The following is a 23,360-nucleotide window of genomic DNA, read 5'->3' as shown; positions in this document are numbered from 1 at the left end:
ACGTTAGCGGTTCCACCCTGAGGCACAAGGATTTTTTATGGTTTTCTGGGTCGGAACGGCCAAAGGGTCAAGGGGCGCGTGGCCGGGCGGGCACAGTTCCTATTCAACCGTGGATTTAAGCGCACAAGAAAACGCCCCGGGCGTGAGGGTCCGGGGCGTTTCTTGATTGATAGGATGACCCTTAGGCTTCCAGCGACCGGCGCAGCATTTCCACATCTTCGGCGATCTGGCCGTCGGTGACTTTCAATTCTTCAATGCGTTTGACGCCGTGCATGACGGTGGTGTGATCGCGACCACCAAAGCGACGCCCGATCTCGGGCAGGGATCGGCTGGTCAACTGCTTGCACAGATACATCGCCACCTGACGCGGACGGGCATAAGACCGCAGGCGCTTGGGGCCGATGATGTCGGACAGGCGGATGTTGTAATAGTCCGACACTTTGCGCTGAATCTCTTCGACAGTAATCTTGCGCTCGGACGCGCGCAGCACATCCGCCAGACAGTCCTGCGTCAGCTCCATATCGATCTCGCGACCAACGAGAGATGCGAAGGCGAACAGACGGGTCAGGGCACCCTCCAGCACGCGCACGTTGGTCGAGATACGGTGGGCTAGAAACTCCAGCACGCCATCGGCGATGGTCAGATCGGGATAGGTGCTGCTGTATTGCTGCACCTTGTTCTGCAAGATGCCCAGGCGCAGTTCGTAATCGGTGGGGTGCAGGTCGACGACCAGACCGCATTGCAGGCGCGACTTCACGCGATCTTCTAGATCCTTGATCTCGCCCGGCGCGCGGTCAGCCGAAATGATGATCTGCTTGTTCTGATCAACCAGCGCGTTGAACGTGTGAAAGAACTCTTCTTGAGTTGAATCCTTGCCGGCGATGAACTGCACGTCATCCACCATCAGCACATCGACGGAACGGAACAGATGTTTGAAATCCATCATCCGACGCTCACGCAGCGCCTGCACAAAGCGATACATGAACTGTTCCGCCGACAGGTACAGCACGTTCAACTCGGGGCGTTTGGTTTTCAGCTCCCACGCGATGGCGTGCATCAGGTGGGTTTTACCCAAACCAACGCCGCCATACAGAACCAGCGGGTTGAACGTGACGGGGCCGCCCTCAGAAACACGGCGCGCGGCGGCATGGGCCAGCTCGTTGGGTTTGCCCACCACAAAACTGTCAAAGGTGAAACGGGCGTCCAGTGGTGCTGCCTGAAGGGATTCGAGCGCATCATTCGCGGGTTCGGCTCGCTGTGACAGGGACTGCGGCTGAGTCGTGTCCTGAACAACAGACGGCGCAGGTTCTACATCACCCGACGGACGCACCGGCGAATTGGCTGCGACGCGAAACGCCAGGCGCTGAACCGATTCCCCTGCGGTGTTCATCTCGTACAGAATCAAGTCCGCAAAGTTTTGACTAACATAATTGCCCATGAAGTTGGTCGGAACCGAGAACGTGGCCACGCCATCCTGCAGCTCTTGGAATTCAAGAGGCTCGATCCAGGTGGTATAGTTGTTCTTGCCGATCGCCTTGAGCAGTTTGTTACGCAGTTGTCCCCATTTCTCTTGTGTCATCAAGCGCCTCACGCATCCCATTCTTTATTGGCCTGTCGGCCTTATTGATCTGGCCCGGTTGCCCGGTTCTTTAGCATTCACACGCAATAGGATACCCATCGCCAAACCACATGGGTTTGGCGGGACTGTCCCGAAAGTTTGCACAGCCCAGCAATCAGGCACCCATAATCCGGGCGCCCCGTAACCGGGTTGCGCTTCGCAATCAAATTTTTAGACAGGGCTCAGATCTTCGGTTACCCCAAGACCTTTAGCAGATCAGCAAATCAGCCGTGACCGATTGCCAACATTCGTTTCGTGACCGTCCTGATGCCCGTCAGTCAGATCGCCGAAACAGCCTGTCCCCCCAAGCGAGTGAATCGCTGTAACAGTGGTAGCAAGAGGCCAAGGCGTACGGCAACGAAACTCTGATATTGACTCGGGTCTTTTGCAGAAAGAATCTCTCGGTTTTGTGAAGGCGCGACTTTCCGGCAACAGCAACAAAAAGGCGCCACGCATTGTGACGCCTTTGAGAACAATTCAACCTTGTTTTGTTGACGCAGGGTCAACCTGAGCGATTAGCCCAGTGCTTTCACGCGTGCCGACAGGCGCGACATTTTCCGCGAAGCGGTGTTCTTGTGAAAGACGCCTTTGGTGACGCCACGCATCAGTTCGGGCTGAGCGGCACGCAGAGCTGCGGTTGCTGCGTCCTTGTCACCAGAAGCAATCGCTTCTTCGACCTTGCGCAGATAAGTACGGATGCGCGAGCGACGTGCTTTGTTGATAGCAAAACGCTTTTCGTTCTGACGAGCGCGCTTTTTAGCCTGAGGCGAGTTTGCCATGAGTTTCTGACCTTCATTCGGTACGGTTATCAATGGTTGCGCGTCACGGACAATCCGCACCGGTTCAGAATCACGAGTGTGAGTCGGGCCAAGCGGGCCGCACGCGCATGTATAGCGGCGCTAGTTACCCAAGTTTGCAGGCTTTGCCAAGCCGATTCTTTTGCGCTGCATAGCAGTCATGAAAAAAGGCGGGCCAAGCCCGCCTGTTTCGGTCGCTTACGCAATTTATTTGTCGCGGAACTGAGCCGCGCGTTTTTCCAGGAAGGCCGCCATGCCTTCTTTCTGGTCTTCTGTCGCAAACATCGAGTGGAACACGCGACGTTCAAACAGCATCCCTTCGCTGAGAGGCAACTCATAGCTGCGGTTCACAGCTTCTTTCGCCGCCATTGCACTCAGCTGCGATTTCTCAGCGATCTTCTGGGCGGCGCCCATCGCCTCTTCCATCAGTTTCTTGGCCGGTACGACCCGGCTGACAAGACCCGAACGCTCGGCCTCTTCGGCATCCATGAAGCGACCGGTCAGGTTCATATCCATCGATTTGGACTTCCCAACGAAACGCGTCAGGCGCTGCGAACCACCCAGTCCTGCAATGACGCCCAGGTTGATTTCGGGTTGCCCAAACTTGGCGGTATCCGCAGCAATGATGAAATCGCACAGCATGGCCAATTCGCACCCACCGCCCAGCGCATAGCCAGCAACGGCTGCAATGATCGGCTTGCGGATCGCGCAAACACGGTCATTCAGAGCGCCAAACAGATTTGAGCTGTAGACATCAACAAAGCTCATCTCGGACATTTCCTTGATGTCCGCGCCGGCCGCGAACGCCTTGTCCGAACCGGTAATGACGATGCAGCGCACCTTGTCGTTGGTATCCGCGTCTTCCAATGCGATGCACAGTTCCTGCGCCAGCTGCGAATTCAGCGCATTCAGCGCATCGGGTCTGTCGAGCTTGATAAGGGCGACGTGGTCTTCGATTTCGACGATGATCGTCTCAAAAGCCATGAGGTGTAAGCTTCCGGTTGTTCCGTTCAAGTACGATTCCTTATCACGCGATTTATCTGGATCAAGTTATCTTTGGCATTGCGCACAATAGAAGGATGAGCGACCGGACTGAGTGATTCTCTTTATTTCCCCACTGCATCCCTGGGTTCTGCAGGGTTCGCCTTCGCGTCCGTAAACGTCAAAGCTGTGTTGAAAATATCCAAGTTCTCCATCGGCTTGGCGGAAATCGCGCAGGGATGAACCACCCGCGTCGATCGCGTCCTGCAGTACCCGCCGAATGATCGGAACCAGCGCGCCGACACGAGCGGCAGAAATTTGTCCTGCTTTGCGACGTGGCGACACACCCGCGCGATAAAGGGCCTCGCAAACATAGATATTGCCCAATCCGGCAACGATTCCCTGATCCAACAGTGCAGATTTGACAGGAGTATTCTTGCCCTTGAGCGCTTCGATCAGGTGCTGTTCGTGAAAATCATTGCCCAGCGGCTCTGGCCCCAGAACGGATAAAAGCTTGTGATCCTCGGCTGTAGCCGTGGGCAACAGGTCCATCGCGCCGAAGCGCCGCGGATCGTTGAATGTCACACGCGCGCCATTGGCCATGTGAAACACCACGTGGTCGTGTTTTTCGGGCATGGGATGCTCATGCACGAACTGCCCTAGCGGATCACCCGATACCGTCATCCGCCCAGACATACCCAGATGGATCAACAAAGTTTCACCGCTGCTGAGATCTGCCAGAATATACTTCGACCGCCGCCGCAGCTGATCCACCCGTTGCCCGGTCAGCCGCTCGGCCATGCGGTCCGGGAACGGCCAGCGCAAATCGGGGCGATTCACATCTGCCCGTTCGATCACGACCCCCTCCATTGCGGGGCTCAGGCCGCGTCTTACTGTCTCGACCTCGGGCAATTCGGGCATTAGATGGCTCCTAATTCAAAGGGCCGCATTGTGCCCCGGTTCCAGAGCCCTATAACAGAGACGAAATTCGACAAACGGCAAGGCTTATGTCCGACAACAGCGACAAGACCACTCATTTCGGGTTTGAAACCGTGCGCGAGGCCGACAAGGCCGGTCGTGTGCAGGGCGTGTTCAACTCGGTCGCCTCAAAATACGACGTGATGAACGATGTCATGTCGATGGGCATCCACCGGGTCTGGAAAGACGCGATGATGGACTGGCTGGCCCCGCGCCCTGGTCAACGTCTGCTGGATGTGGCCGGTGGAACGGGCGATATCTCGTTTCGCTTCCTCAAACGCGCGGGTTACGGTCACGCCACCGTTCTGGACCTGACCGAGCCGATGCTGGTCGAAGGCCGTCAGCGCGCCGAGGCCGATCAGATGTCCGACAGCCTGAACTGGGTGGTGGGCGATGCGATGGCCCTGCCGTTCGAGGACAACACGTTTGACGTCTACACCATTTCCTTCGGCATCCGGAACGTGACCCGCCCGCAAGAGGCGTTGAATGAAGCCTTCCGAGTTCTGAAGCCCGGTGGCCGCCTGATGGTGCTGGAATTCAGCCAGTTGCCCAATGAAGGGCTGCAAAAGCTCTATGACTTGTACAGCTTCAACGTCATTCCCCGCATGGGCAAGCTGATCGCCAATGATTACGACAGCTATCAATATCTGGTCGAATCGATCCGCAATTTCCCCGATCAAGATACCTTTCTGGGCATGGTTCGTGCCGCTGGATTCGAAAACGCCAAATACCGCAACCTCAGCATGGGCATCGCCGCGCTGCATTCCGGCTGGAAGATCTGATTTATGCGCGGACCCCACAACATCATTCGCCTGATCCGTACAGGCGCCACGTTTGAACGCACAGGCGCCATGAACGTAGTGCTGGACGCCTTTGAGGCCCCCCGCGCGTTGCGATTTCTGGCGCATGCGTTGGGCAAACCATTTCAATGGCTGGGTTACAAGGGCGATCCCAATATGCCGCCCGCCACCCGAGCGCTGACGGCGCTTGGCCCGGCTTATATCAAATTCGGTCAGATTCTCTCGACCCGACCCGACGTGGTGGGCGAAGAACTGGCCGCCCAATTGCGTGTGTTGCAGGACAAGCTGCCACCCTTTTCCCGCGCCGAAGCCATGGCCGAGGTGGAAAAGGAACTTGGTCAGCCCGTCGATGAGGTTTTTGAGGAATTCAGCGAACCGATCGCCGCAGCGTCGATTGCGCAGGTTCACAAGGCCCGGCTGGTCAGCACTGGCGAATATGTCGCCGTCAAAGTGCTGCGCCCGGGGATCGAGCGTGCCTTTCACAAGGATGTCGATGCGTTCTATTTCGCCGCCCGTATTGTCGACCTGTTCGCCCCCGGCGCGCGCCGCCTACGACCGATGGACGTGATCGAACATTTCGACGGCGTTGTACGGGGTGAGTTGGACTTGCGACTGGAAAGCGCCGCTGCCTCGGAATATGCCGCCAATACCAAGGACGATGCCGGTTTCTGGCTGCCCCCCGTTGTGTGGTCACTGTCCGCGCGCCGGGTGATGACGCTCAGCTGGGCGGATGGTGTACCGCTGGGCGACAATGCTGCACTGGATGCGGTTGGTCACAACCGCCGCGATCTGGCAGAGCGGGTCCTGCACCTGTTCCTGCTGCACGCCCTGCGTGATGGCTATTTCCACGCCGATATGCATCAGGGCAACCTGAAGGTCGCCGCAAATGGCGATATCATTGCCTATGACTACGGCATCATGGGTCACATCGACGAATACACCCGCCGGGTCTATGCCGAGATTCTGTTCGGGTTCATCCGCCGCGACTATAAACGCGTGGCCGAGGTGCATTTCGAGGCCGGTTACGTCCCCGCCACCCAGGATGTCGACGAATTTGCCCGCGCGCTGCGAGCGGTGGGCGAGCCGATCTTTGGCATGGACGCCTCGCATATCTCAATGGGCCGCCTGTTGAACTACCTGTTCGAGGTCACCGAGCGCTTTGGCATGGAAACCCGGACCGAACTGATCCTGTTGCAGCGTACGATGGTTGTGGTCGAAGGCGTCGCACGCTCGCTCGACCCACATATGAACATTTGGGAAACCGCCCGCCCCGTGGTCGAGGATTACATAAAGCAATCCATCGGTCCCCGCGCCGCGCTGCGGGACTTCGGCAAAACCGCCATGGTTCTGGCCCGCTTTGGCCCACGATTGCCGGGTCTGGTTGAAAATGCCCTGATCGCCCAGACGCAGAAAGACGACCCGCAAAAGTCATCCCTATGGTCCGCGGCCCTACCTGCCGCAATCGGTGCCGCAGCCGGTGCCGCGCTTGTCCTGATTGTCAACGCGCTTAGCTGAGCCAGACCGCCTGCTTCTTCTGGCCAATAATACCTTCGGGGGGAATCGCGCCTGCGCGCGATGGGGGGCAGACAGCCCCCCCTGCACGGTGCGAAATCAAAGCCGCTCGATAGCCAGTGCAATACCTTGCCCACCACCGATGCACATAGTCACCAGACCTTTGGCCCCACCAACGCGCTCCAACTCATACAGCGCTTTCATGGTGATGATTGCACCGGTCGCCCCAACCGGGTGACCCAAGGCAATCGCGCCACCATTCGGGTTAACCTTCGACGCGTCCAATCCCAGTTCATGATTCACAGCCAGAGCCTGCGCCGCGAAGGCCTCGTTGCTTTCGATCACATCGAAATCATCCACCGACAGGCCGGTTTTTTCCATCAGGTTCCGCACCGCCGGAACCGGTCCAATGCCCATAACCTCGGGGCGAACACCCGCATGGGCATACCCCAGCACGCGCGCCTTGGGCTTCAACCCGGCTTTCTCGGCCGCGTCCGCTGTTGCCAATACCATCGCCGCCGCCCCGTCATTGATGCCCGAGGCATTGCCCGCCGTCACGCGCCCGTCCTTCTGGAATACCGGTCGCAATCCGGCCAGGGTCTCGGCAGTGGTGGCCTTGGGATGTTCATCGACCTTGAAATCAACCATGTCCCGCTTGACTTTGACCTGCACGGGCGCGATCTGGCTGTCGAAATACCCCGCCTCAATCGCCGCTGCCGCGCGGGTCTGACTGGTCACGGCGAATTGATCCATCTGCTCGCGGGTGATCTGGTGTTCGTCTGCAACGTTTTCGGCCGTCACACCCATATGTCCGGTGCCAAACGGGCAATTCAGCGCGCCCAGCATCATATCCAACGAGGTGACATCGCCCATCTTCGCGCCCCAGCGCGCCTGCGGCACGATATAAGGGCTGCGCGACATACTCTCGGCCCCGCCGGCCACGGCAAACTCGGCATCCCCCAGCATCAGGGACTGCATCGCCGAGACAATCGCTTGCGCGCCCGACCCGCACAGCCGGTTCACGTTCATCGCAGGTGTACCATTTGGGATCCCCGCCTGCATCGCCGCAACGCGCGACAGGTACATGTCCCGCGGCTCGGTATTGATCACGTGGCCGAACACCACATGCCCGATCTGACCACCTTCAACACCCGAGCGTTCCAGCGCGGCTTCGGTGACAACCGTAGCCAGATCGATCGGAGCGGTCGAAGCCAGCGCACCGCCAAAGGTTCCAATAGCGGTGCGGGCACCGTCCAAAATTACGATATCAGTCATGGATCACTCCTCGTGCATTTGCGCGCAGTATGCATACACCACGTCGCTCTGTCCTATGGGACGTCCCGTCACGGATGGAATTGACAACCACATATACAAGGCGCATGAAATTCCGTCATGACGGAGAATACAGACGATATCCTGACACGCCTTCCCGCCCGCCTGAAAGAGGCACGTCGCGCCAAGGGCCTGTCGCTTGAAGCCGTGGCTAATCTCAGCGGTGTGTCGCGTTCAATGGTTAGTCAGATCGAACGGGGGGAAAGCAGCCCTACCATCTCAACCCTGTGGAACCTGACCCGGGCCTTGCAGGTGGATTTCGCCGGTCTGCTGGAAGAGACCGGCACCGCAAACCAAATCGAAGTGCTGCGAAACTCTGAAGTGCCAAGCATCGACAATATGGGGCAAAACTGCCGGATTCGCATTCTGTCCCCCCCAGAAGAAGCGGGCGGGCATGAAGTCTATGACATTCAGTTCGACAAAGACGGCGCATTGAACAGCCAGCCCCACACGCGCGGCGCGCAAGAGCAATTGACGGTTTTGGACGGGTCGGTTCGCGTCACATCGGGATCGGCCACAATGGAGTTGAACCAAGGCGATACAGCGCGGTATGCGGCAGACGTCTTGCACTCGATCGTATCGCCCAACGGTCCCGCGCGAGTGTTCCTGATTGTGAAAAACGCCTGACCCCGACCGGGGCGAAGTTTGGGGGATACCTGTGTGTTGTGCTATTTTATGGCATTTACACGAATTGGAGTTACCCAAAATGACTTTGGAAGTGATTGGCGCTGGATTCGGCCGCACTGGGACGAATTCGCTGAAACTTGCTTTGGAACAGCTGAATTTCGGACCCTGTCACCACATGTTCGAAGTGCGGGACAATCCCGAACAACTGACTGCTTGGAACCGTGCCGCACATGGCGAGCAAGCTGATTGGGATGCCATGTTTCACGGCTATCGCGCGCAAGTCGACTGGCCAGGCGCCGCATACTGGCGCCAGCTTTCTGATCATTATCCAGATGCCAAAATCATTTTGAGCGTGCGCGACCCTGATGCCTGGTTTGACAGCATATGGGCCACGATTGGACCATTCATGACCACAATGCGCGGACGGCACGACTCGGATCATGCAAACGCAATTGCCGAGATGTGCAGCAAGTTTATCGTTCATGGCATCTTCGACGGCCGGATGGATGATCGGGATCACGCCGTCAGCGTGTTTCGGAAGCATATCGAAAAAGTCCGCGACACCGTCCCGAAGGACCGGTTGCTGGTCTATGAAACCGGAAGCGGATGGAAACCACTGTGCACATTCCTTGGCGTCGACATTCCCGAAGAACCCTATCCGCACACAAATTCAACCAAACAGTTTCAGGACAACGTGGCAAAACCGGAATAGACGCCTCCGAGTCGAAAGCAATTTTCAGGGTTCTCCGCATGTTCCGTTATCGTGGATTTTTTTCTGCAATATTGAATTCCCCTATTTGGGAACCATATCCGTTATGTTAGATACGCGACTCATATAAACCGGAGACCGCCATGGCCGATGCATTCCTGTCCCACATCACGGACACCCTTGCGCAGATTGAATCTGAGGGTCTGTATAAACGCGAACGAATGATCACCTCGCCTCAGGGCGGTGAGATTACTGTGGGCGACAAGCAGGTGATCAACCTGTGCGCCAACAATTATCTGGGTCTGGCCGATCACCCTGCGCTGATCGACGCCGCCAAGGGCGCGATGCGGCCCAAAGGGTTCGGCATGGCCTCGGTCCGGTTTATCTGCGGCACGCAGGACATTCACCGCGAGTTGGAACAGAAGCTGGCGCAATTCCTGAACAAGGACGATGCGATCCTGTTTGCGGCTTGTTTCGATGCCAATGGCGGGCTCTTTGAGCCCTTGTTAGGGCCAGAAGACGCCATCATTTCGGACAGTCTGAACCATGCCTCGATCATTGACGGGGTGCGGCTGTGCAAGGCGAAACGCTATCGCTACCTGAACAACGACATGAACGACCTCGAAGCCTGGCTGAAACAGGCGCGCGAGGACGGAGCGCGGCACATCATGATCGCGACCGACGGCGTGTTCTCGATGGACGGTTACCTGGCCAACCTGCCGAAAATTCGCGAGCTGGCCGATAAATATGATGCCATCGTCATGGTCGATGACTGCCACGCGACCGGCTTTATGGGGCCGAACGGCGCAGGCACGCCAGATCATTTTGGTGTCGATGTCGACATTCTAACGGGAACCTTGGGCAAGGCACTTGGGGGGGGAATCGGCGGTTATATCGCCGGGCCGCAACCTGTGATCGATCTGCTGCGGCAGCGGGCGCGGCCCTATTTGTTCTCAAACTCGCTGCCACCCTCGATTGTCGCCGCAGGTCTTGAGGCGATCCGGTTGGTCGAAGAGGGCGAAATGCTGCGCGCTCAGTTATTCGGCAACGCGAAATACTGGCGTGCTGGGCTGGAAAAGCTGGGCTTTGACCTGCTGCCCGGCGAACACCCAATCATTCCGGTAATGCTGGGCGAGGCCACTTTGGCGCAGGACATGGCGTCGCGTCTGTTTGATGAAGGCGTCTATGTCTCGGGCTTCTTCTTCCCCGTTGTCCCGCGCGGACAAGCGCGGATCAGGACGCAGATGAATGCAGCCTTGACGAAAGACGAACTGGACCGTGCATTGGCCGCCTTTGGCAAGGTTGGCAAAGAATTGGGAGTGATCTGATGCGACCCAACACCATGAAAGCTTTGGAGAAATCCAAGCCCGAGGAAGGTCTGTGGATGGTCCAGGCCCCGGTGCCCGAAATCAGCCCCGAAGAGGTGCTGATCCGTGTCAACAAGACCGGCATCTGCGGCACCGACATCCATATCTGGAACTGGGATGACTGGGCCGCCGCCACAGTGCCGATTCCAATGATCACCGGCCACGAGTTTGCGGGCGAGATCGTCGAGATCGGGCGCAATGTGACAGGTCTTGAGATCGGTCAGCGCTGCTCGGGCGAGGGGCACTTGATCACCACCGACAGCCGTCAAAGCCGGGCGGGAAAGTTCCACCTTGATCCGGGCACGCGCGGGATTGGCGTGAATGAACAGGGGGCTTTTGCCCAATATCTGAAACTGCCCGCCTTCAACGTGGTGCCCCTGCCCGAGGACGTGCCGGATGAGATCGGCGCCATCCTCGATCCATTGGGCAATGCGGTTCACACCGCGCTCAGCTTTGATCTGCTGGGTGAGGATGTTCTGATCACCGGCGCAGGCCCCATCGGCATCATGGCTGCCGCTGTCGCCCGCCATGCTGGCGCGCGCCATGTGGTGATCACCGATATCAACCCCGATCGCCTGAAGCTCGCGGAACATGTGGTTCCGACCGTGCGCACCGTGGATGTGTCCAAAGAAGACCTGCAGGACGTCATCGCAGAACTGGGCATGAAAGAAGGGTTCGATGTAGGGCTGGAAATGTCGGGCTCACAAATCGCGCTGGATCAAATGGTCGAGGCGCTGGTGATGGGCGGCAAGATCGCTCTGCTGGGTATTCCGCCCGGCAAATCCCCGGTCGACTGGTCCCGCATCGTGTTTAAGGCCATCACCATCAAAGGAGTCTACGGGCGCGAGATGTTCGAGACCTGGTACAAGATGATCGCCATGCTACAGAACGGTCTGGATGTCAGCCGTGTCATCACGCACGAGATGAAAGTTGACGATTTTGCCGAAGGATTTGCCGCGATGAAATCAGGCCGGTCAGGCAAAGTGGTGCTGGACTGGACCTGACGCTCTGGTACTGCGCGGGTTCAGCCCCTAAACAGGGGTGAACCCAGTCGTTTGGAGGAGCATATGGGCGATAAGGATGATCGGTATCTGGAACGCGGAATCGAGGACACTCTGGTCACCGATTTCGCACAGACCCATCGCAAGAGTTACGGCGATTTCCTGCAGCTCAAAACCCTGCTGAACCTGCAAAAAACCTTTCAGGACCCTGCGCAACCAGATGAGATGCTGTTCATCATCATTCATCAGGTCAGCGAGCTGTGGCTGAAACTAATGCATCACCAACTGGTCGAGGTGCGCCGATTTCTGCAACAGGATGAATTCGGCCCTGCGATGAAAAATCTCGACCGGGTCAAGGCCATCCAGCGGCAACTGATATCCGCCTGGGAGACGTTGCTGACCATGACCCCTGCGGACTACATGACCTTTCGCGAGGCATTGGGCAGTTCGTCCGGTTTTCAAAGCTATGGCTATCGCCAGATCGAATTCATTTTGGGCAACAAGGACGCCTCGACCCTAAAAGTCCACGAGCATGACGCGCAGGTCATGGAACTTCTGAACGCTGCGCTGACCAAGCCGTCCTTGTATGACGAGGTGCTGTTCATGTTGGCTCGGCAGGGATTTGAAGTACCGCAGGACCTACTGGATCGCGACTTTGCCCAGCCCTACTCTGGTGATCCTCGCGTCGTGAAGATCTGGGTGCAGGTGTATCGCGACACGGACAAATACTGGGATCTTTATGCGCTAGCCGAGAAACTGATGGACGTGGAGTCCCTGTTTCAACGCTGGCGCTTCGATCACGTCACCGCGGTAGAACGAGTGATAGGCAACCAGCCGGGCACCGGCGGGTCCAGCGGTGTATCCTTCTTGCGGAAAGCCTTGGATTTGCGGTTCTTCCATGATCTTTACGATATGCGCACCGAACTGATGTATTCCGAGCAGGAGTAAGCGATGCTGTACCGCGGGTTTTCGCAGGAAGAGTTGGAGCAGGAATATTCGCCCCGGTCGATGATCGGCGGCGACCTGACGCCTTATCTCGACAGCTACGCCGCGCTTAGCGCGCAGCACCGGGCACAGATGGAAGTCATCGGGAATGTCTCTTACGGCGACGGTAGGGCTCAGGTTCTGGATTTCTTTCCCGCGAAGGGGGCAGGCGCGCCGCTGCACGTCTTTATTCACGGCGGTTACTGGCAGGCGCTGAGTCAGAACGAGTCGGCAATGATGGCCCCGGCACTGGTTGAGGCCGAACAGTCCTTTGCGACCCTGAACTACACATTGGCCCCCGAGGCGCGGATTGGCGACATGATCAACGAATGCCGCGACGCCCTGCTGTGGCTGGCCGCAAATGCGCCTGATCTGGGTTTCGATCCGTCACGGATCACCCTGTCGGGGCACAGTGCCGGGGCGCAATTGGCGGCTATGGTCATGGCAAATTCGGCCGATGCGCTGGCCCGCGCCGGGTTACGGGTACGCGAGGTGATCCTGATCAGCGGCGTCTATGATCTGGAGCCGATCAGCCTGACGTCCGTAAACGATCCGCTGCAACTTACCCCGGTCGAGATACATGATTTGTCCCCCATCCTGCACCTACCCGCCCCTGGCCCGCGTTACCATGTGACTGTGGCGGAACGGGACACCCCCGAATTCGTCCGCCAGAGCCGGGATTATGCCGAATTGCTGCGCAAAGCCGGGCATGCGGTCAATTTCGATCTGAAAAAGGGGATGCAGCATTTCGATATAATTATGCATCCGGGAACGTTTTTGGCGACGTCCCGATAACCAAAAAAAATTGGGTATCAGTCAGGTCTGGCCTTTAGCCCACAAACCTACGCATCCCTAACGAACCGAACGTTTTTGACGGAGCAGGGATTATCCGCTGTGAGCCCATTTTTCTGATTCTGCAATGCGCTCAAAAGGCTGCAAGCCACACCAACCCGACTTTGGCATTGCAGGGCCATTCTGGGTCGGTCTTTGTGGGCAGAGTAGATTGCGTAAGTGCTAAGCGCTAACGATTGAGCGGGTCAAGGCCAGCATTCCCGTTATCTCAAACCTTTGGAGGGACCAATGAAATCGGATGTACAGGTTGCCGTGATCGGCGGAGGCATCGTCGGAGCATCTGTCTTGTACTGGCTTACCAAGTTGGGATGGACAGACGCGCTGCTTCTGGAGCGCCGCGAATTGACGTCTGGTTCGACATGGCATTCCGCTGGCAACACGACCTACTTCGGTCCCTATCCTGCCATGACGAAGCTGTTTGCCGGTTCAATTCGTACCTATTTGCAGGCCGAGAGGGAAAGCGGACAGTCTGTTTCGTTCCACCAGACGGGCAGCCTGCGCCTGGCGGCGACCGAGCGGGAGTTGAACCTGTTCCATACCTACAAGCTGAGTTATGACAAATTGGGGATCCCTTTTCATGTCCGTACGCCCGAAGAAGTCGCGGATCTGCATCCTCTTCTCAATGTCTCCGGGATATTTGGTGCGGCCCATACGCCCACAGACGGGCATGTGGACCCGACAGGGGCTACGCAGGCGCTGGCACTGGCAGCCCGCAATATGGGTGCCACGGTGGAACGGCACTGCACTGTAACGGCACTTACGCGGGAAGCCGGACACTGGGTTATCGAGACCGCGAACGGTACCGTTCGCGCGTCTAATGTTGTCGTGGCGACATCCTTCTGGGCGCGCGAGATGTTGTCGCCACTTGGTTTGAACCTGCCTGTCTTCGCTACCCAACACCAAGAGGTGATCACACAGTCGATCCCTGGCCTGGAAGCGCTCGATCACGAAGTGCCTGCTTGGCGAGACAGTTACATGTCCGGCAGCGTGCGTCAGGAAGCCAAAGGCGTTCTTGCCGGAGTTTATGAGGCCGAACCCAAATTTTGGGCGCTGGATGGTATCCCAGAGGATTTCAAAGAAGACCTATTCCCACCGGAACTTGATCGCATCATGCCGCATCTGGAACGATTGATTGAACGGATGCCAAGTTTCGGTGAAGCCGGTATCAAGGTAATCAACAATGGCCCGATGTGCTGGACCCCCGACGGTTTGCCAATGCTTGGGCCGATGCCGGACCAAGATGGGCTTTGGCTTGCCACGGGGTTTAATGTGGGGATCGGCACCGGCGGCGGAAGCGCCGAGTTTCTGGCCCGTTGGATGACTACCGGTAGCCCGCCTTTCGATCTGAGTGTCGTTCATGCGGATCGATTTGACAATGAAATGAGCCGCGAAGCGGCACTAGCCGCCATTCGCGGTGTTTATGCGGTCGGCTACGAACTTCCCGATAGTTTTTGAGAACATCCGCCCAGACGCCAATGCAATGGTCGCGAACTGCCAAATGCTGTCACTGGTGATAAGAGCAGCGAACGACGGCAAAGTCCCGCAAAGCGGACGTTATGTTGGATTCACCGAGTGGCAATGTCGGAGTTGCTTATGCGCGGTCGGGATTAGAGTCAGAAAATTTCGTTCAAGACAGTTAAGGTTCGTGGTATTCCACAAAAAACAGCGGCCCAATTGAGCCGCTGTTTTCATTTCCCATACAAAGCAGGATCAATCCAGCGTCCGGGTGACCTCTTCGCGTTCGAATATTTCGATCACGTCACCTGCGCGGATATCGTCGTAGTTCTCGAACGCCATACCGCATTCTTGACCCGACTGAACCTCGGACACTTCGTCCTTGAAGCGTTTCAGCGTCTTCAGCGTGCCTTCGTGGATCACCACGTTGTCGCGCAGCAGACGGACGCCTGCGGAACGACGCGCCACACCTTCGGTGACCAGACAGCCAGCGACCTTGCCAACACCGGTAACCTTGAAGACTTCGCGGATCTCGGCGTAACCGATGAACTTTTCGCGGATCTCGGCGCTCAGCAGGCCCGAAGCGGCGGCTTTCACGTCGTCGACCAAATCGTAGATCACCGAGTAGTAGCGGATTTCCACGCCTTTCTGGTTCGCGGTGTTCCGTGCCGACGCATTGGCACGCACGTTGAACCCAAAGATCGGCGCACCCGACGCTTCGGCCAGGCCGACATCGGTTTCGGTAATCGCGCCAACGCCCGAGTGCAGAACGCGCACACGCACTTCTTCGTTGCCGATCTTTTCCATCGCCTGAACGATGGCCTCGGCCGAACCTTGTACGTCCGCTTTCATCAGAATCGGCAGCTCGGTGACGTTTTCGTCTTCCTTGGCTTTCTGCATCAGCTGTTCAAGGGTGGTCGCGGCACCGGCGGCGGCGCGTTTGTCCTTGGCGGCCTGTTCACGATAGGCGGCAATCTCACGGGCCTGTGCTTCGGTCTCGGTCACGTTCAGAACGTCACCGGCCTCGGGCGTGCCGTTCAGACCCAGAACCTCGACCGGGACCGAGGGGCCAGCTTCTTTGACGCGGTCGCCCTTATCGTTGATCAGCGCGCGGACCTTACCGTATTGCTCACCCACAACGAAGATATCGCCCTGACGCAGCGTGCCGTTCTGAACCAAAACGGTGGCCACGGGGCCACGGCCCACATCCAGCTGCGCCTCGATCACAGCACCTTGGGCGGCGCGGTCGGGGTTGGCTTTCAGCTCCAGAATTTCGGCTTGCAGCGCGATGGCTTCCAGCAGTTCGTCCAGACCCTGTCCGGTGATGGCGGACACTTCGACGTCCTGAACCTCACCCGACATTTTCTCGACGATCACTTCGTGCTGAAGCAGGTCGGTGCGCACTTTGTCCGGGTTTGCATCCGGCTTGTCGACCTTGTTGATCGCCACGATCATCGGCACTTCGGCCGCTTTAGCGTGATTGATCGCTTCGATCGTCTGCGGCATCACCGCGTCGTCAGCAGCCACAACCAGCACCACGATATCCGTGACCTGAGCCCCGCGCGAACGCATCGAGGTAAAGGCCGCGTGGCCTGGCGTATCCAGGAAGGTCAGCGTAGTGCCGCCATCGGTTTTCACCTGATAGGCACCGATATGCTGGGTGATGCCTCCAGCCTCACCGGCAACAACGCGCGCATCGCGAATCGCATCCAGCAACGAGGTCTTACCGTGGTCGACGTGACCCATGATGGTGATGACCGGCGGACGCGGCTGCAGATCTTCTTCGCTGTCTTCGACCTCTTTGATGACGTCTTCGACATCCGAATCGGATACGCGGGTGACCTTGTGGCCAAACTCTTCGATGATCAACTCGGCGGTATCGGCATCGATGGTTTGGTTCTGCGTGACCATCATGCCCATGTTCATCAGCGACTTGACCACGTCAGCCACACGCTCGGCCATACGGTTCGCCAGCTCGGACACTGTGATCGCCTCGGGCAGTTGAACGTCGCGGATTACCTTTTCCCGCTCGACCGGGCCGCCCATGGCTTTTTGACGCGCACGCTCTTGCTTGCGCTTCATCGACGCCATCGAGCGCTGACGGCTACCTTCGCCACCGGTGGCCTGACCCAGTGTCAGCTTGCCAGAACGACGATTGTCATCACGGCCCTTGCCTCGACCGCGCTGTTCGCGTTCACGGTCCTGCTTGCGCGGGGTGGCGGCCGGGGCTGGTTTGCTGGCCGGTGCGCGCGCCGCTTTGGGTTCTTCGGCAGCTGGGGCAGCAGCGGCACGTTTGGCGGATTCTGCCGCCTCTTTGCGCTTGCGCTCTTCCTCTTCGGCCTTGGCGCGGGCGCGCTCTTCAGCTTCGCGCTGTTCGCGCTCTTTTGCTTCTTGCTCGGCACGACGACGGGCGCGTTCTTCCTCGCGCGCCTTTTCAGCGGCTTCACGCGCTGCGGCCTCTTCGACTTCGCGGGCCTTGGCGGCCTGCAGTGCCTTCATCCGGCGCGCCATTTCCGCGTCAGAGATACCTGCAGGGCGACGCGACGGATCACCCGACGGCGTTGCTCCGCCACCCGGTTTGCCGGCGCCCGGCTTGGGAACCACCACGCGCTTGCGTTTGGTTTCCACCACGACATTCTTGGTGCGTCCGTGGCTGAAACTCTGTTTCACATTTCCGGGGCGTGCCCCACCACGAAGACCCAATGTCTTTTTGCCGTCATTCTCGCTCATAAAGCTTTTTACCCTTCCGCGCGGCCCCTGCCGCCGTCATCCGTTTCGCGCAAGCCACGCAGGCGCTGCGCTTCCTCTACAACACGTTTGGCGAGTCCACCAGAGGCCATGGCCGCATGAATCACGGTTTGGCGCCCAAATGCTTGTCCTAACTCGTCTGCGGTCAGCCAACCGATGTATTTTCCAAAGTGCGGCGTGCTGAGTTTCGACTTGCCGCGCCCCGATCCATCGCTGGCCTGAATCAGCACTTGTGCCTCTTCCCGGTCCAGCCATGTCTTGACCTTTTCGTACCCAGCGACCGCGTCACCGGACTTGCGCGCCAGGCTCAACAGCTCGATCACCCGGCGCGAAACCTGTTTTTCGACCTCATCGGTCAAATCCTGTGGCACGCTGACTTGCGCTTTGAACCCGCGGGCAAACAGCTTCTTGCCAACGGCCTTGTCCAGTGCAGCGCGATCCGCCGCCACATAGACTCCGCGACCCGGCAATTTCGCCGCAACATCCGGATAGACCTGTCCGTCCGGCCCCGTCACAAAGCGTATCAACCCATATTTAGGTTGAATGTCGCCCGTGGCGATGCACTTGCGTTCAGGTCCTTCGGACCGATCCTTATGGACGCCACCGCGACCCATGCGCGCACCCCGAAGCCTGAGATCAGGCCTCGGCCTCCTCGTCTACTGCTTCGCCATCTTCTTCGGCTTGTTCCAGCTCGGCGGGATCGACCCAGCCCAGCATGATACGTGCGGTCATGACCAGATCCTGTGCTTCTTCCAGCGTAACGCCGAAAGGCTCAAGCACACCGTCATCCTTGATTCGCTCACCATCGACCGTGGTCCAGCCGCCGGCCAGTTCCCAATCGGCGCAGGTGGCAAAATCCTCAAGCGTTTTCACGTCGTCCTTCGCCAGCGCTTCCACCATCTGGGGTGTCAGGCCTTCGAATTCAATAAGGCTGTCCTCGGCACCCAAGGCACGGGCTGCGTCCAGCGCTGCCTTGGCCTGGGCTTCCAGGAATTCGCGTGCGCGGGTTTGCAGCTCCTGCGCAGTGCCTTCGTCGACGCCGTCAATGACCAGCAGCTCTTCCAGCTCGACATAGGCGACCTCTTCGAGGTTGGTAAAGCCTTCGGACACCAGCAGCTGTGCAAAGAATTCGTCCAGATCCAGGCTTTCCATGAACAGCTGCGTACGGGCTTCGAACTCTTTCTGACGACGCGCCGATTCTTCGGCCTCTGTCATGATGTCGATATCCAGATTTGTCAGCTGGCTGGCCAGACGCACGTTCTGACCGCGGCGACCGATTGCGAGGCTCAGCTGTTCCTCAGGCACAACAACTTCGATCTTGCCGGCTTCTTCGTCCAGAACCACCTTGGAAACCTCGGCGGGCTGCAGCGCGTTCACCAGGAAGGTCGGCTGGTCTTCGTTCCACGGGATGATGTCGATCTTTTCGCCTTGCAGCTCGTTCACAACGGCCTGCACGCGGCTGCCGCGCATACCAACGCAGGCACCGACAGGATCGATGGACCCATCGTACGAAATCACGGCAATCTTGGCGCGGGAGCCGGGGTCACGGGCCACGGCCTTGACCTCGATGATGCCGTCATAGATCTCCGGCACTTCCATCTTGAACAGCTCGGCCATGAATTCCGGCGCAGTGCGCGACAGGAAGATCTGGTGGCCACGAACTTCGCGGCGGACTTCCTTGATATAGGCACGCACGCGGTCATTCGGGCGATAGCTTTCGCGGCCAATCTTGTCATTGCGGCGCAGAACGGCCTCGGCACCGCCCAAATCGACGATGACATTGCCAAACTCTTCGCGCTTAACCGCACCGTTGATGATGGTGCCCGCACGATCCTTAAACTCTTCGTACTGACGGTCACGCTCAGCTTCGCGAACCTTTTGCAGGATGACCTGCTTGGCGGACTGAGCAGCAATCCGGCCCATCTCAACCGGGGGAACCTCTTCGACGAAGACGTCGCCGACCTCGGGCGCCTCCATGTACTGCTTGGCCTGCTCGACGGTCATCTCGGCCTGGTAGTTCTCAAGCTCTTCATCCTCGACCACGGTGCGAACGCGGGTGAATGTCGCTTTGCCGGTCTTGCGATCGATGCTGACGCGGATATCCATCTCGGCGCCGTAACGGCTCTTGGCGGCACGGGCGAGCGATTCTTCCATCGCTTCGACAACCAGACCGGGGTCGATCATCTTTTCGCGGGCCACGGCCTCGGCGGTCTGCAGCAGCTCCAGCTGGTTGGCTGAGGTGATTGCCATCAGTTCGTCTCCTCTTCGGACCCTTCGGTCTCAATCTCGTCGAAAGCGTTTTCGTTCAGGGCACCGGCGTCCTTGCGCTGGCGCAACATTTCCTTGATCAGGTCATCGGTCAAAACCAGCTTGGCGTCGCTCAGCCAGTCGAATTGCAGACCAATGGTGATTGTCTCGGACCCTTCGGGGATGTTGATCAGAACCTCATCCCCTTCGATCCCAGCCAGCTCACCCTTGAACCGGCGGCGGCCATCGATCAGCTCGGCGGTCTCGATCTTGGCCTCATACCCCTCGAACATCTCAAAATCCTTGAGACGGGTCAGAGGACGATCAATGCCCGGGCTTGAAACCTCAAGCGTATAGGCGTCAAGAATCGGATCTTCGACATCCAGCGTGGCGCTAACCGCGTTCGAGATTTCGGCGCAATCATCCACTTCGATGCCGCCATCAGGCTTGTCGGCCATGATTTGCATCGTGGTGGTCTTGCCACTCATCAGGCGGATGCGGACCAGCTCATACCCCAGATCTTCGATCACGGGGGTGATGATCTCGGCCAGCCGCCGATCAATCGCCGCTTTGGCTATCAGGTCGTTTGTCATCAGGTGCTCTACCCTGTCATACGGGCACAAAAAAACGGGCGCGCGGCCCGTCGAAATTTCCGGTGGAGCCCCGGACCGAAGCCCGACACGCCGCTGTTGCAACTGCATATACGCAGGGTTTCTCGAATCTGCAACCCCCGGTGCACGACGTGATCGGATTTACGCCATCCACCACCGTTCGGCGATGCGGCCATCGTCCAGTGCGCGGCCCGCCCCGATCTGGCGCGGCATGCCCACATGTGGGGCCACGGCCAGTGCCATATCCGATTCGCTTGGGTGAAAACGCAGCCCGCGCTGGCCTTTCAACTCGCCGCCTGAGGGCAGCGCCGCCACGTCGACGAACCCGTCGCGCAACGCCTCGGCCCGGACACGGGCGTCGGGGATGACAATGATTTCGAACGTCTCGGCCCACCCGGCCTTGCCGTCCTTATAGTGCCCGACCACCTTGCGGCCCAGGAAATGACGATCATCCTCGGCGCGTTCCACGCGGTAGCATCCGGTACCATTGGCCGCGTGCAAAGGCGTCACGCCTTGTCCGTCGCGGGTGATGACAAAGCGGCTGTCGGCCAGCAGGAACGGCAGGCCCGGATTTGCCTCAGCCAGTTCAAGCTGCACCTGATTGGGCGATACGGCTTCGACCCGCCCAACATTGCCCAGAACTGCCATTACATCCGCAACGTCCAGCGGCACGCCATCGTGAAAGGTAACACCCTCGCGCAGATCGAACTGCCAGACCCGCGCATCCGCGTCCGTGTGCCAACCCGTCGCAAGCTCACCGCGCAAGGTGCCATCTGGGGCAATTTCGGTCAGCGTATCAAACACCGCCCCACGGGCCGCCTGTTCCAAGCTGTCATCGCGTGGCACAGCCAGCCGCAGCGCACCTCCGGCCTTAGGCGTATCCGCCAGCGACGCCCCCGTGGCCGCCAGCAAAGCTGCGGCAGCACCCGAGGCAAACAGAGCACGACGGTCAATCCGGGTCATACCACCCCCTCGGCCACGCGATCCATGATCCGGACCAGCTCGGCGCTGATACCGGGTTCAGACAGGGCGTGGCCTGCGTTGCGGACCATCTTCAGTTCGGCATTGGGCCAGCGTTCGGCCAGATTCCACGCGGCCTGTGGTGGGCAGATCATGTCATAGCGACCCTGCACGATATGGCCGGGGATATGAGCGATCTTGTCCATCTGGTCCAGAATCTGACCATCCTTCTCTAGGAAGGCGCTATTGATAAAATAGTGATTCTCAAGCCGCGCAAAGGCCCGCGCATATTCGCCAGGGCTTTCTCCCGTCCCCCCTTGGGCATGAATTGAAGCCAGCGCGTTCTCCCACGCGGACCAGGCCCGCCCATACAGGATTTCCGTGGCCCGATCCCCCGAAAACAGGCGTTTGTTATAAGCAGCGATCGTGTCGGTCAGCTCAGCCTCGGTCAACAGAGCGGTGAATTTCGCCCATTGCTCGGGCCAGAACTTGCCTGCGCCGCCGCCATAGAACCAATCAAGCTCGGCCTGTGTGGCCAGGAACACGCCGCGCAGCACCAGACGGTTCACGCGATCCGGGTGCGCCTGTGCATAGATCAGCGCCAGAGTCGCGCCCCAACTGCCGCCAAACACAGCCCAATCCTCGATATCCAGTAGGGTGCGCAACCGTTCGATATCGGCCACCAGATGCCATGTCGTATTGTCGGTCACCGAAGCATGGGGCCGCGACCGGCCACAGCCGCGCTGATCGAATAGAATCACCCTATAGACGCTGGGATCGAAATAACGGCGCATCGCCGGGCTGCAGCCGCCGCCCGGCCCGCCATGCAGCACCACAACCGGTATCCCCTTTGGATTGCCGCATTGTTCCATATAAATGCGATGCCCTTCGCCCATATCCACCATGCGCTGATCGAACGGGTCGATCGGCGGGTACAGATATTGCACTGCGCGCTTTTGGTCCGGGTACTTGTCCATTATGGCCCTATATAGTCCTTAAACGTAAAAGAGCATACGGAGACAGGAATGCAAGCGCATCCGAACACTGTGGATCCATCCGAGATCGCAAAATTCGAAGCGATGGCCGCAGAATGGTGGGATCCTCACGGGAAATTCAAACCGCTGCACATGATGAATCCGTGCCGTCTGGATTATATCACACAGCAGATCGCGGGCGAATTTGACCGGGATTTGACCGCGCCGAACCCGTTTCAGGGCCTGCGTTTGCTGGATATCGGCTGCGGCGGAGGGCTGCTGAGCGAACCGATGGCGCGCCTTGGGGCCGAGGTCGTGGGCGCCGACGCCGCCGAGGGCAACCTGCCCGTTGCGCGCATCCACGCGGAACAGTCCGGGCTGGACATCGACTATCGCCACACCACCGCCGAGGCGTTGGCCGAGGCGGGCGAGCAATTTGATGTGGTGTTGAACATGGAAGTGGTCGAGCACGTGGCCGACCCACTGTCCTACCTGACCGCCACACAACAGTTGCTGAAACCCGGCGGGTTGGAGATTTGTTCCACCATCAACCGCAACCCGAAATCGTATGCTATGGCGATCGTCGGGGCCGAGGTCGTCATGCGCTGGCTGCCGCGGGGAACGCATGAGTGGAACAAGTTCATCACCCCCGATGAGCTGTTCGACCTGCTGCGCCAAGCCGGGCTGGAGCCGGTGGACCGCAAGGGGTTCGTATTCAACCCGGTTCTTTGGAGTTGGTCGATCTCGGACCGGGATCTGAGCGTCAATTACGTCACAGCCAGCATTCGCCCAGAGTAAGGACTTTTT

21 protein-coding genes are annotated in these 23,360 nt (G+C 58.7%); 10 read left to right on the top strand and 11 right to left on the bottom strand.

Features of this window, described 5'->3' with window-relative positions; translation table 11 throughout:
* Window positions 1-181: 181 nt before the first annotated feature.
* The 4 genes from dnaA to mutM form a co-directional block, all read right to left on the bottom strand.
* Window positions 182-1,579, bottom strand: coding sequence for a chromosomal replication initiator protein DnaA (dnaA, locus tag ACR0JB_RS14830; protein WP_170361913.1), 1,398 nt, complete (start codon window positions 1,577-1,579; stop codon window positions 182-184).
* Between the two features lie 554 nt (window positions 1,580-2,133).
* Window positions 2,134-2,397 carry a 30S ribosomal protein S20 gene (gene rpsT, locus ACR0JB_RS14825; RefSeq protein WP_170351928.1) on the bottom strand — a complete coding sequence of 88 codons (264 nt, stop codon included), beginning with the start codon at window positions 2,395-2,397 and terminating at the stop codon, window positions 2,134-2,136.
* A gap of 225 nt (window positions 2,398-2,622) precedes the next feature.
* A complete protein-coding gene (locus ACR0JB_RS14820; RefSeq protein WP_170361912.1) occupies window positions 2,623-3,399 on the bottom strand; it encodes an enoyl-CoA hydratase in 777 nt (258 codons plus the stop codon).
* A 66-nt stretch (window positions 3,400-3,465) separates the two neighbouring features.
* Complete coding sequence (gene mutM, locus ACR0JB_RS14815; protein ID WP_170361911.1) at window positions 3,466-4,317, bottom strand: bifunctional DNA-formamidopyrimidine glycosylase/DNA-(apurinic or apyrimidinic site) lyase; 852 nt, start codon at window positions 4,315-4,317, stop codon at window positions 3,466-3,468.
* A gap of 86 nt (window positions 4,318-4,403) precedes the next feature.
* Here mutM and ubiE point away from each other — a divergent pair, with 86 nt between their 5' ends.
* Window positions 4,404-5,156, top strand: coding sequence for a bifunctional demethylmenaquinone methyltransferase/2-methoxy-6-polyprenyl-1,4-benzoquinol methylase UbiE (gene ubiE / locus ACR0JB_RS14810; protein WP_480638591.1), 753 nt, complete (start codon window positions 4,404-4,406; stop codon window positions 5,154-5,156).
* Between the two features lie 3 nt (window positions 5,157-5,159).
* Window positions 5,160-6,689, top strand: coding sequence for a 2-polyprenylphenol 6-hydroxylase (gene ubiB / locus ACR0JB_RS14805; RefSeq protein ID WP_425082226.1), 1,530 nt, complete (start codon window positions 5,160-5,162; stop codon window positions 6,687-6,689).
* Window positions 6,690-6,785: 96 nt separating this feature from the next.
* Here the strand turns inward: ubiB and ACR0JB_RS14800 are convergent, their stop codons facing one another.
* Window positions 6,786-7,961: an acetyl-CoA C-acyltransferase family protein gene (locus ACR0JB_RS14800; protein WP_170507577.1), complete on the bottom strand. Its 1,176-nt coding sequence runs from the start codon at window positions 7,959-7,961 to the stop codon at window positions 6,786-6,788.
* Between the two features lie 117 nt (window positions 7,962-8,078).
* Here ACR0JB_RS14800 and ACR0JB_RS14795 point away from each other — a divergent pair, with 117 nt between their 5' ends.
* From ACR0JB_RS14795 to ACR0JB_RS14765, 7 genes are all read left to right on the top strand, one after another.
* On the top strand, window positions 8,079-8,645 hold the full coding sequence (locus ACR0JB_RS14795; RefSeq protein WP_170507580.1) for a helix-turn-helix domain-containing protein: 567 nt from the start codon (window positions 8,079-8,081) through the stop codon (window positions 8,643-8,645).
* A gap of 79 nt (window positions 8,646-8,724) precedes the next feature.
* Window positions 8,725-9,357, top strand: coding sequence for a sulfotransferase family protein (locus ACR0JB_RS14790; RefSeq protein WP_170507583.1), 633 nt, complete (start codon window positions 8,725-8,727; stop codon window positions 9,355-9,357).
* 140 nt (window positions 9,358-9,497) lie between these two features.
* The gene (locus tag ACR0JB_RS14785) at window positions 9,498-10,682 is read left to right on the top strand and encodes a glycine C-acetyltransferase (protein ID WP_170507586.1); all 1,185 of its coding nucleotides are present in this window, start codon (window positions 9,498-9,500) and stop codon (window positions 10,680-10,682) included.
* A 14-nt stretch (window positions 10,683-10,696) separates the two neighbouring features.
* Window positions 10,697-11,725, top strand: coding sequence for an L-threonine 3-dehydrogenase (gene tdh / locus ACR0JB_RS14780; protein WP_170351947.1), 1,029 nt, complete (start codon window positions 10,697-10,699; stop codon window positions 11,723-11,725).
* 63 nt (window positions 11,726-11,788) lie between these two features.
* Window positions 11,789-12,670 carry a tryptophan 2,3-dioxygenase gene (locus ACR0JB_RS14775; protein WP_480790024.1) on the top strand — a complete coding sequence of 294 codons (882 nt, stop codon included), beginning with the start codon at window positions 11,789-11,791 and terminating at the stop codon, window positions 12,668-12,670.
* Between the two features lie 3 nt (window positions 12,671-12,673).
* Entirely contained in the window at window positions 12,674-13,501 is an 828-nt protein-coding gene (locus ACR0JB_RS14770; RefSeq protein ID WP_170399514.1) for an alpha/beta hydrolase, read from the top strand.
* A gap of 285 nt (window positions 13,502-13,786) precedes the next feature.
* Window positions 13,787-15,013 (top strand): NAD(P)/FAD-dependent oxidoreductase, encoded by a 1,227-nt coding sequence (locus tag ACR0JB_RS14765; protein WP_170399511.1) that lies wholly within the window; start codon window positions 13,787-13,789, stop codon window positions 15,011-15,013.
* A 255-nt stretch (window positions 15,014-15,268) separates the two neighbouring features.
* Here the strand turns inward: ACR0JB_RS14765 and infB are convergent, their stop codons facing one another.
* From infB to pip, 6 genes are all read right to left on the bottom strand, one after another.
* On the bottom strand, window positions 15,269-17,743 hold the full coding sequence (infB, locus tag ACR0JB_RS14760; RefSeq protein WP_170379264.1) for a translation initiation factor IF-2: 2,475 nt from the start codon (window positions 17,741-17,743) through the stop codon (window positions 15,269-15,271).
* A gap of 8 nt (window positions 17,744-17,751) precedes the next feature.
* The gene (locus ACR0JB_RS14755) at window positions 17,752-18,375 is read right to left on the bottom strand and encodes an RNA-binding protein (RefSeq protein WP_170351915.1); all 624 of its coding nucleotides are present in this window, start codon (window positions 18,373-18,375) and stop codon (window positions 17,752-17,754) included.
* 22 nt (window positions 18,376-18,397) lie between these two features.
* Window positions 18,398-20,011, bottom strand: coding sequence for a transcription termination factor NusA (gene nusA, locus ACR0JB_RS14750; RefSeq protein WP_170351914.1), 1,614 nt, complete (start codon window positions 20,009-20,011; stop codon window positions 18,398-18,400).
* On the bottom strand, window positions 20,011-20,601 hold the full coding sequence (rimP, locus tag ACR0JB_RS14745; RefSeq protein WP_170351913.1) for a ribosome maturation factor RimP: 591 nt from the start codon (window positions 20,599-20,601) through the stop codon (window positions 20,011-20,013). Before rimP ends, nusA begins: the two co-directional genes overlap by 1 nt.
* 159 nt (window positions 20,602-20,760) lie before the next feature.
* Window positions 20,761-21,582: an ABC transporter substrate-binding protein gene (locus ACR0JB_RS14740; RefSeq protein WP_480790023.1), complete on the bottom strand. Its 822-nt coding sequence runs from the start codon at window positions 21,580-21,582 to the stop codon at window positions 20,761-20,763.
* Window positions 21,579-22,556: a prolyl aminopeptidase gene (pip, locus tag ACR0JB_RS14735; RefSeq protein WP_170351911.1), complete on the bottom strand. Its 978-nt coding sequence runs from the start codon at window positions 22,554-22,556 to the stop codon at window positions 21,579-21,581. The genes ACR0JB_RS14740 and pip overlap by 4 nt, the downstream gene beginning before the upstream one ends.
* 48 nt (window positions 22,557-22,604) lie before the next feature.
* Between pip and ubiG the strand changes: the two genes are divergently transcribed.
* Complete coding sequence (gene ubiG, locus ACR0JB_RS14730; RefSeq protein WP_170399502.1) at window positions 22,605-23,351, top strand: bifunctional 2-polyprenyl-6-hydroxyphenol methylase/3-demethylubiquinol 3-O-methyltransferase UbiG; 747 nt, start codon at window positions 22,605-22,607, stop codon at window positions 23,349-23,351.
* Window positions 23,352-23,360 lie beyond the last annotated feature (9 nt).

The sequence above is a fragment of the Ruegeria sp. BI7 genome (assembly GCF_056537925.1).
The sequence above is the reverse complement of the archived record's forward strand: the minus strand, read 5'-3'. Positions and strand labels throughout refer to the sequence as shown.

Bases quoted from the DNA above. Each gene is read 5' to 3' on its own strand.
- ubiB (WP_425082226.1), top strand. From the start codon at position 5,160: ATGCGCGGACCCCACAACATCATTCGCCTGATCCGTACAGGCGCCACG.
- infB (WP_170379264.1), bottom strand. From the start codon at position 17,743: ATGAGCGAGAATGACGGCAAAAAGACATTGGGTCTTCGTGGTGGGGCA.
- nusA (WP_170351914.1), bottom strand. From the start codon at position 20,011: ATGGCAATCACCTCAGCCAACCAGCTGGAGCTGCTGCAGACCGCCGAG.
- ACR0JB_RS14785 (WP_170507586.1), top strand. From the start codon at position 9,498: ATGGCCGATGCATTCCTGTCCCACATCACGGACACCCTTGCGCAGATT.
- ACR0JB_RS14795 (WP_170507580.1), top strand. From the start codon at position 8,079: ATGACGGAGAATACAGACGATATCCTGACACGCCTTCCCGCCCGCCTG.
- ACR0JB_RS14790 (WP_170507583.1), top strand. From the start codon at position 8,725: ATGACTTTGGAAGTGATTGGCGCTGGATTCGGCCGCACTGGGACGAAT.
- ACR0JB_RS14755 (WP_170351915.1), bottom strand. From the start codon at position 18,375: ATGGGTCGCGGTGGCGTCCATAAGGATCGGTCCGAAGGACCTGAACGC.
- dnaA (WP_170361913.1), bottom strand. From the start codon at position 1,579: ATGACACAAGAGAAATGGGGACAACTGCGTAACAAACTGCTCAAGGCG.
- ACR0JB_RS14800 (WP_170507577.1), bottom strand. From the start codon at position 7,961: ATGACTGATATCGTAATTTTGGACGGTGCCCGCACCGCTATTGGAACC.
- tdh (WP_170351947.1), top strand. From the start codon at position 10,697: ATGAAAGCTTTGGAGAAATCCAAGCCCGAGGAAGGTCTGTGGATGGTC.
- ACR0JB_RS14765 (WP_170399511.1), top strand. From the start codon at position 13,787: ATGAAATCGGATGTACAGGTTGCCGTGATCGGCGGAGGCATCGTCGGA.
- ubiG (WP_170399502.1), top strand. From the start codon at position 22,605: ATGCAAGCGCATCCGAACACTGTGGATCCATCCGAGATCGCAAAATTC.
- ACR0JB_RS14820 (WP_170361912.1), bottom strand. From the start codon at position 3,399: ATGGCTTTTGAGACGATCATCGTCGAAATCGAAGACCACGTCGCCCTT.
- mutM (WP_170361911.1), bottom strand. From the start codon at position 4,317: ATGCCCGAATTGCCCGAGGTCGAGACAGTAAGACGCGGCCTGAGCCCC.
- ACR0JB_RS14740 (WP_480790023.1), bottom strand. From the start codon at position 21,582: ATGACCCGGATTGACCGTCGTGCTCTGTTTGCCTCGGGTGCTGCCGCA.
- rpsT (WP_170351928.1), bottom strand. From the start codon at position 2,397: ATGGCAAACTCGCCTCAGGCTAAAAAGCGCGCTCGTCAGAACGAAAAG.
- ACR0JB_RS14770 (WP_170399514.1), top strand. From the start codon at position 12,674: ATGCTGTACCGCGGGTTTTCGCAGGAAGAGTTGGAGCAGGAATATTCG.
- pip (WP_170351911.1), bottom strand. From the start codon at position 22,556: ATGGACAAGTACCCGGACCAAAAGCGCGCAGTGCAATATCTGTACCCG.
- ACR0JB_RS14775 (WP_480790024.1), top strand. From the start codon at position 11,789: ATGGGCGATAAGGATGATCGGTATCTGGAACGCGGAATCGAGGACACT.
- ubiE (WP_480638591.1), top strand. From the start codon at position 4,404: ATGTCCGACAACAGCGACAAGACCACTCATTTCGGGTTTGAAACCGTG.
- rimP (WP_170351913.1), bottom strand. From the start codon at position 20,601: ATGACAAACGACCTGATAGCCAAAGCGGCGATTGATCGGCGGCTGGCC.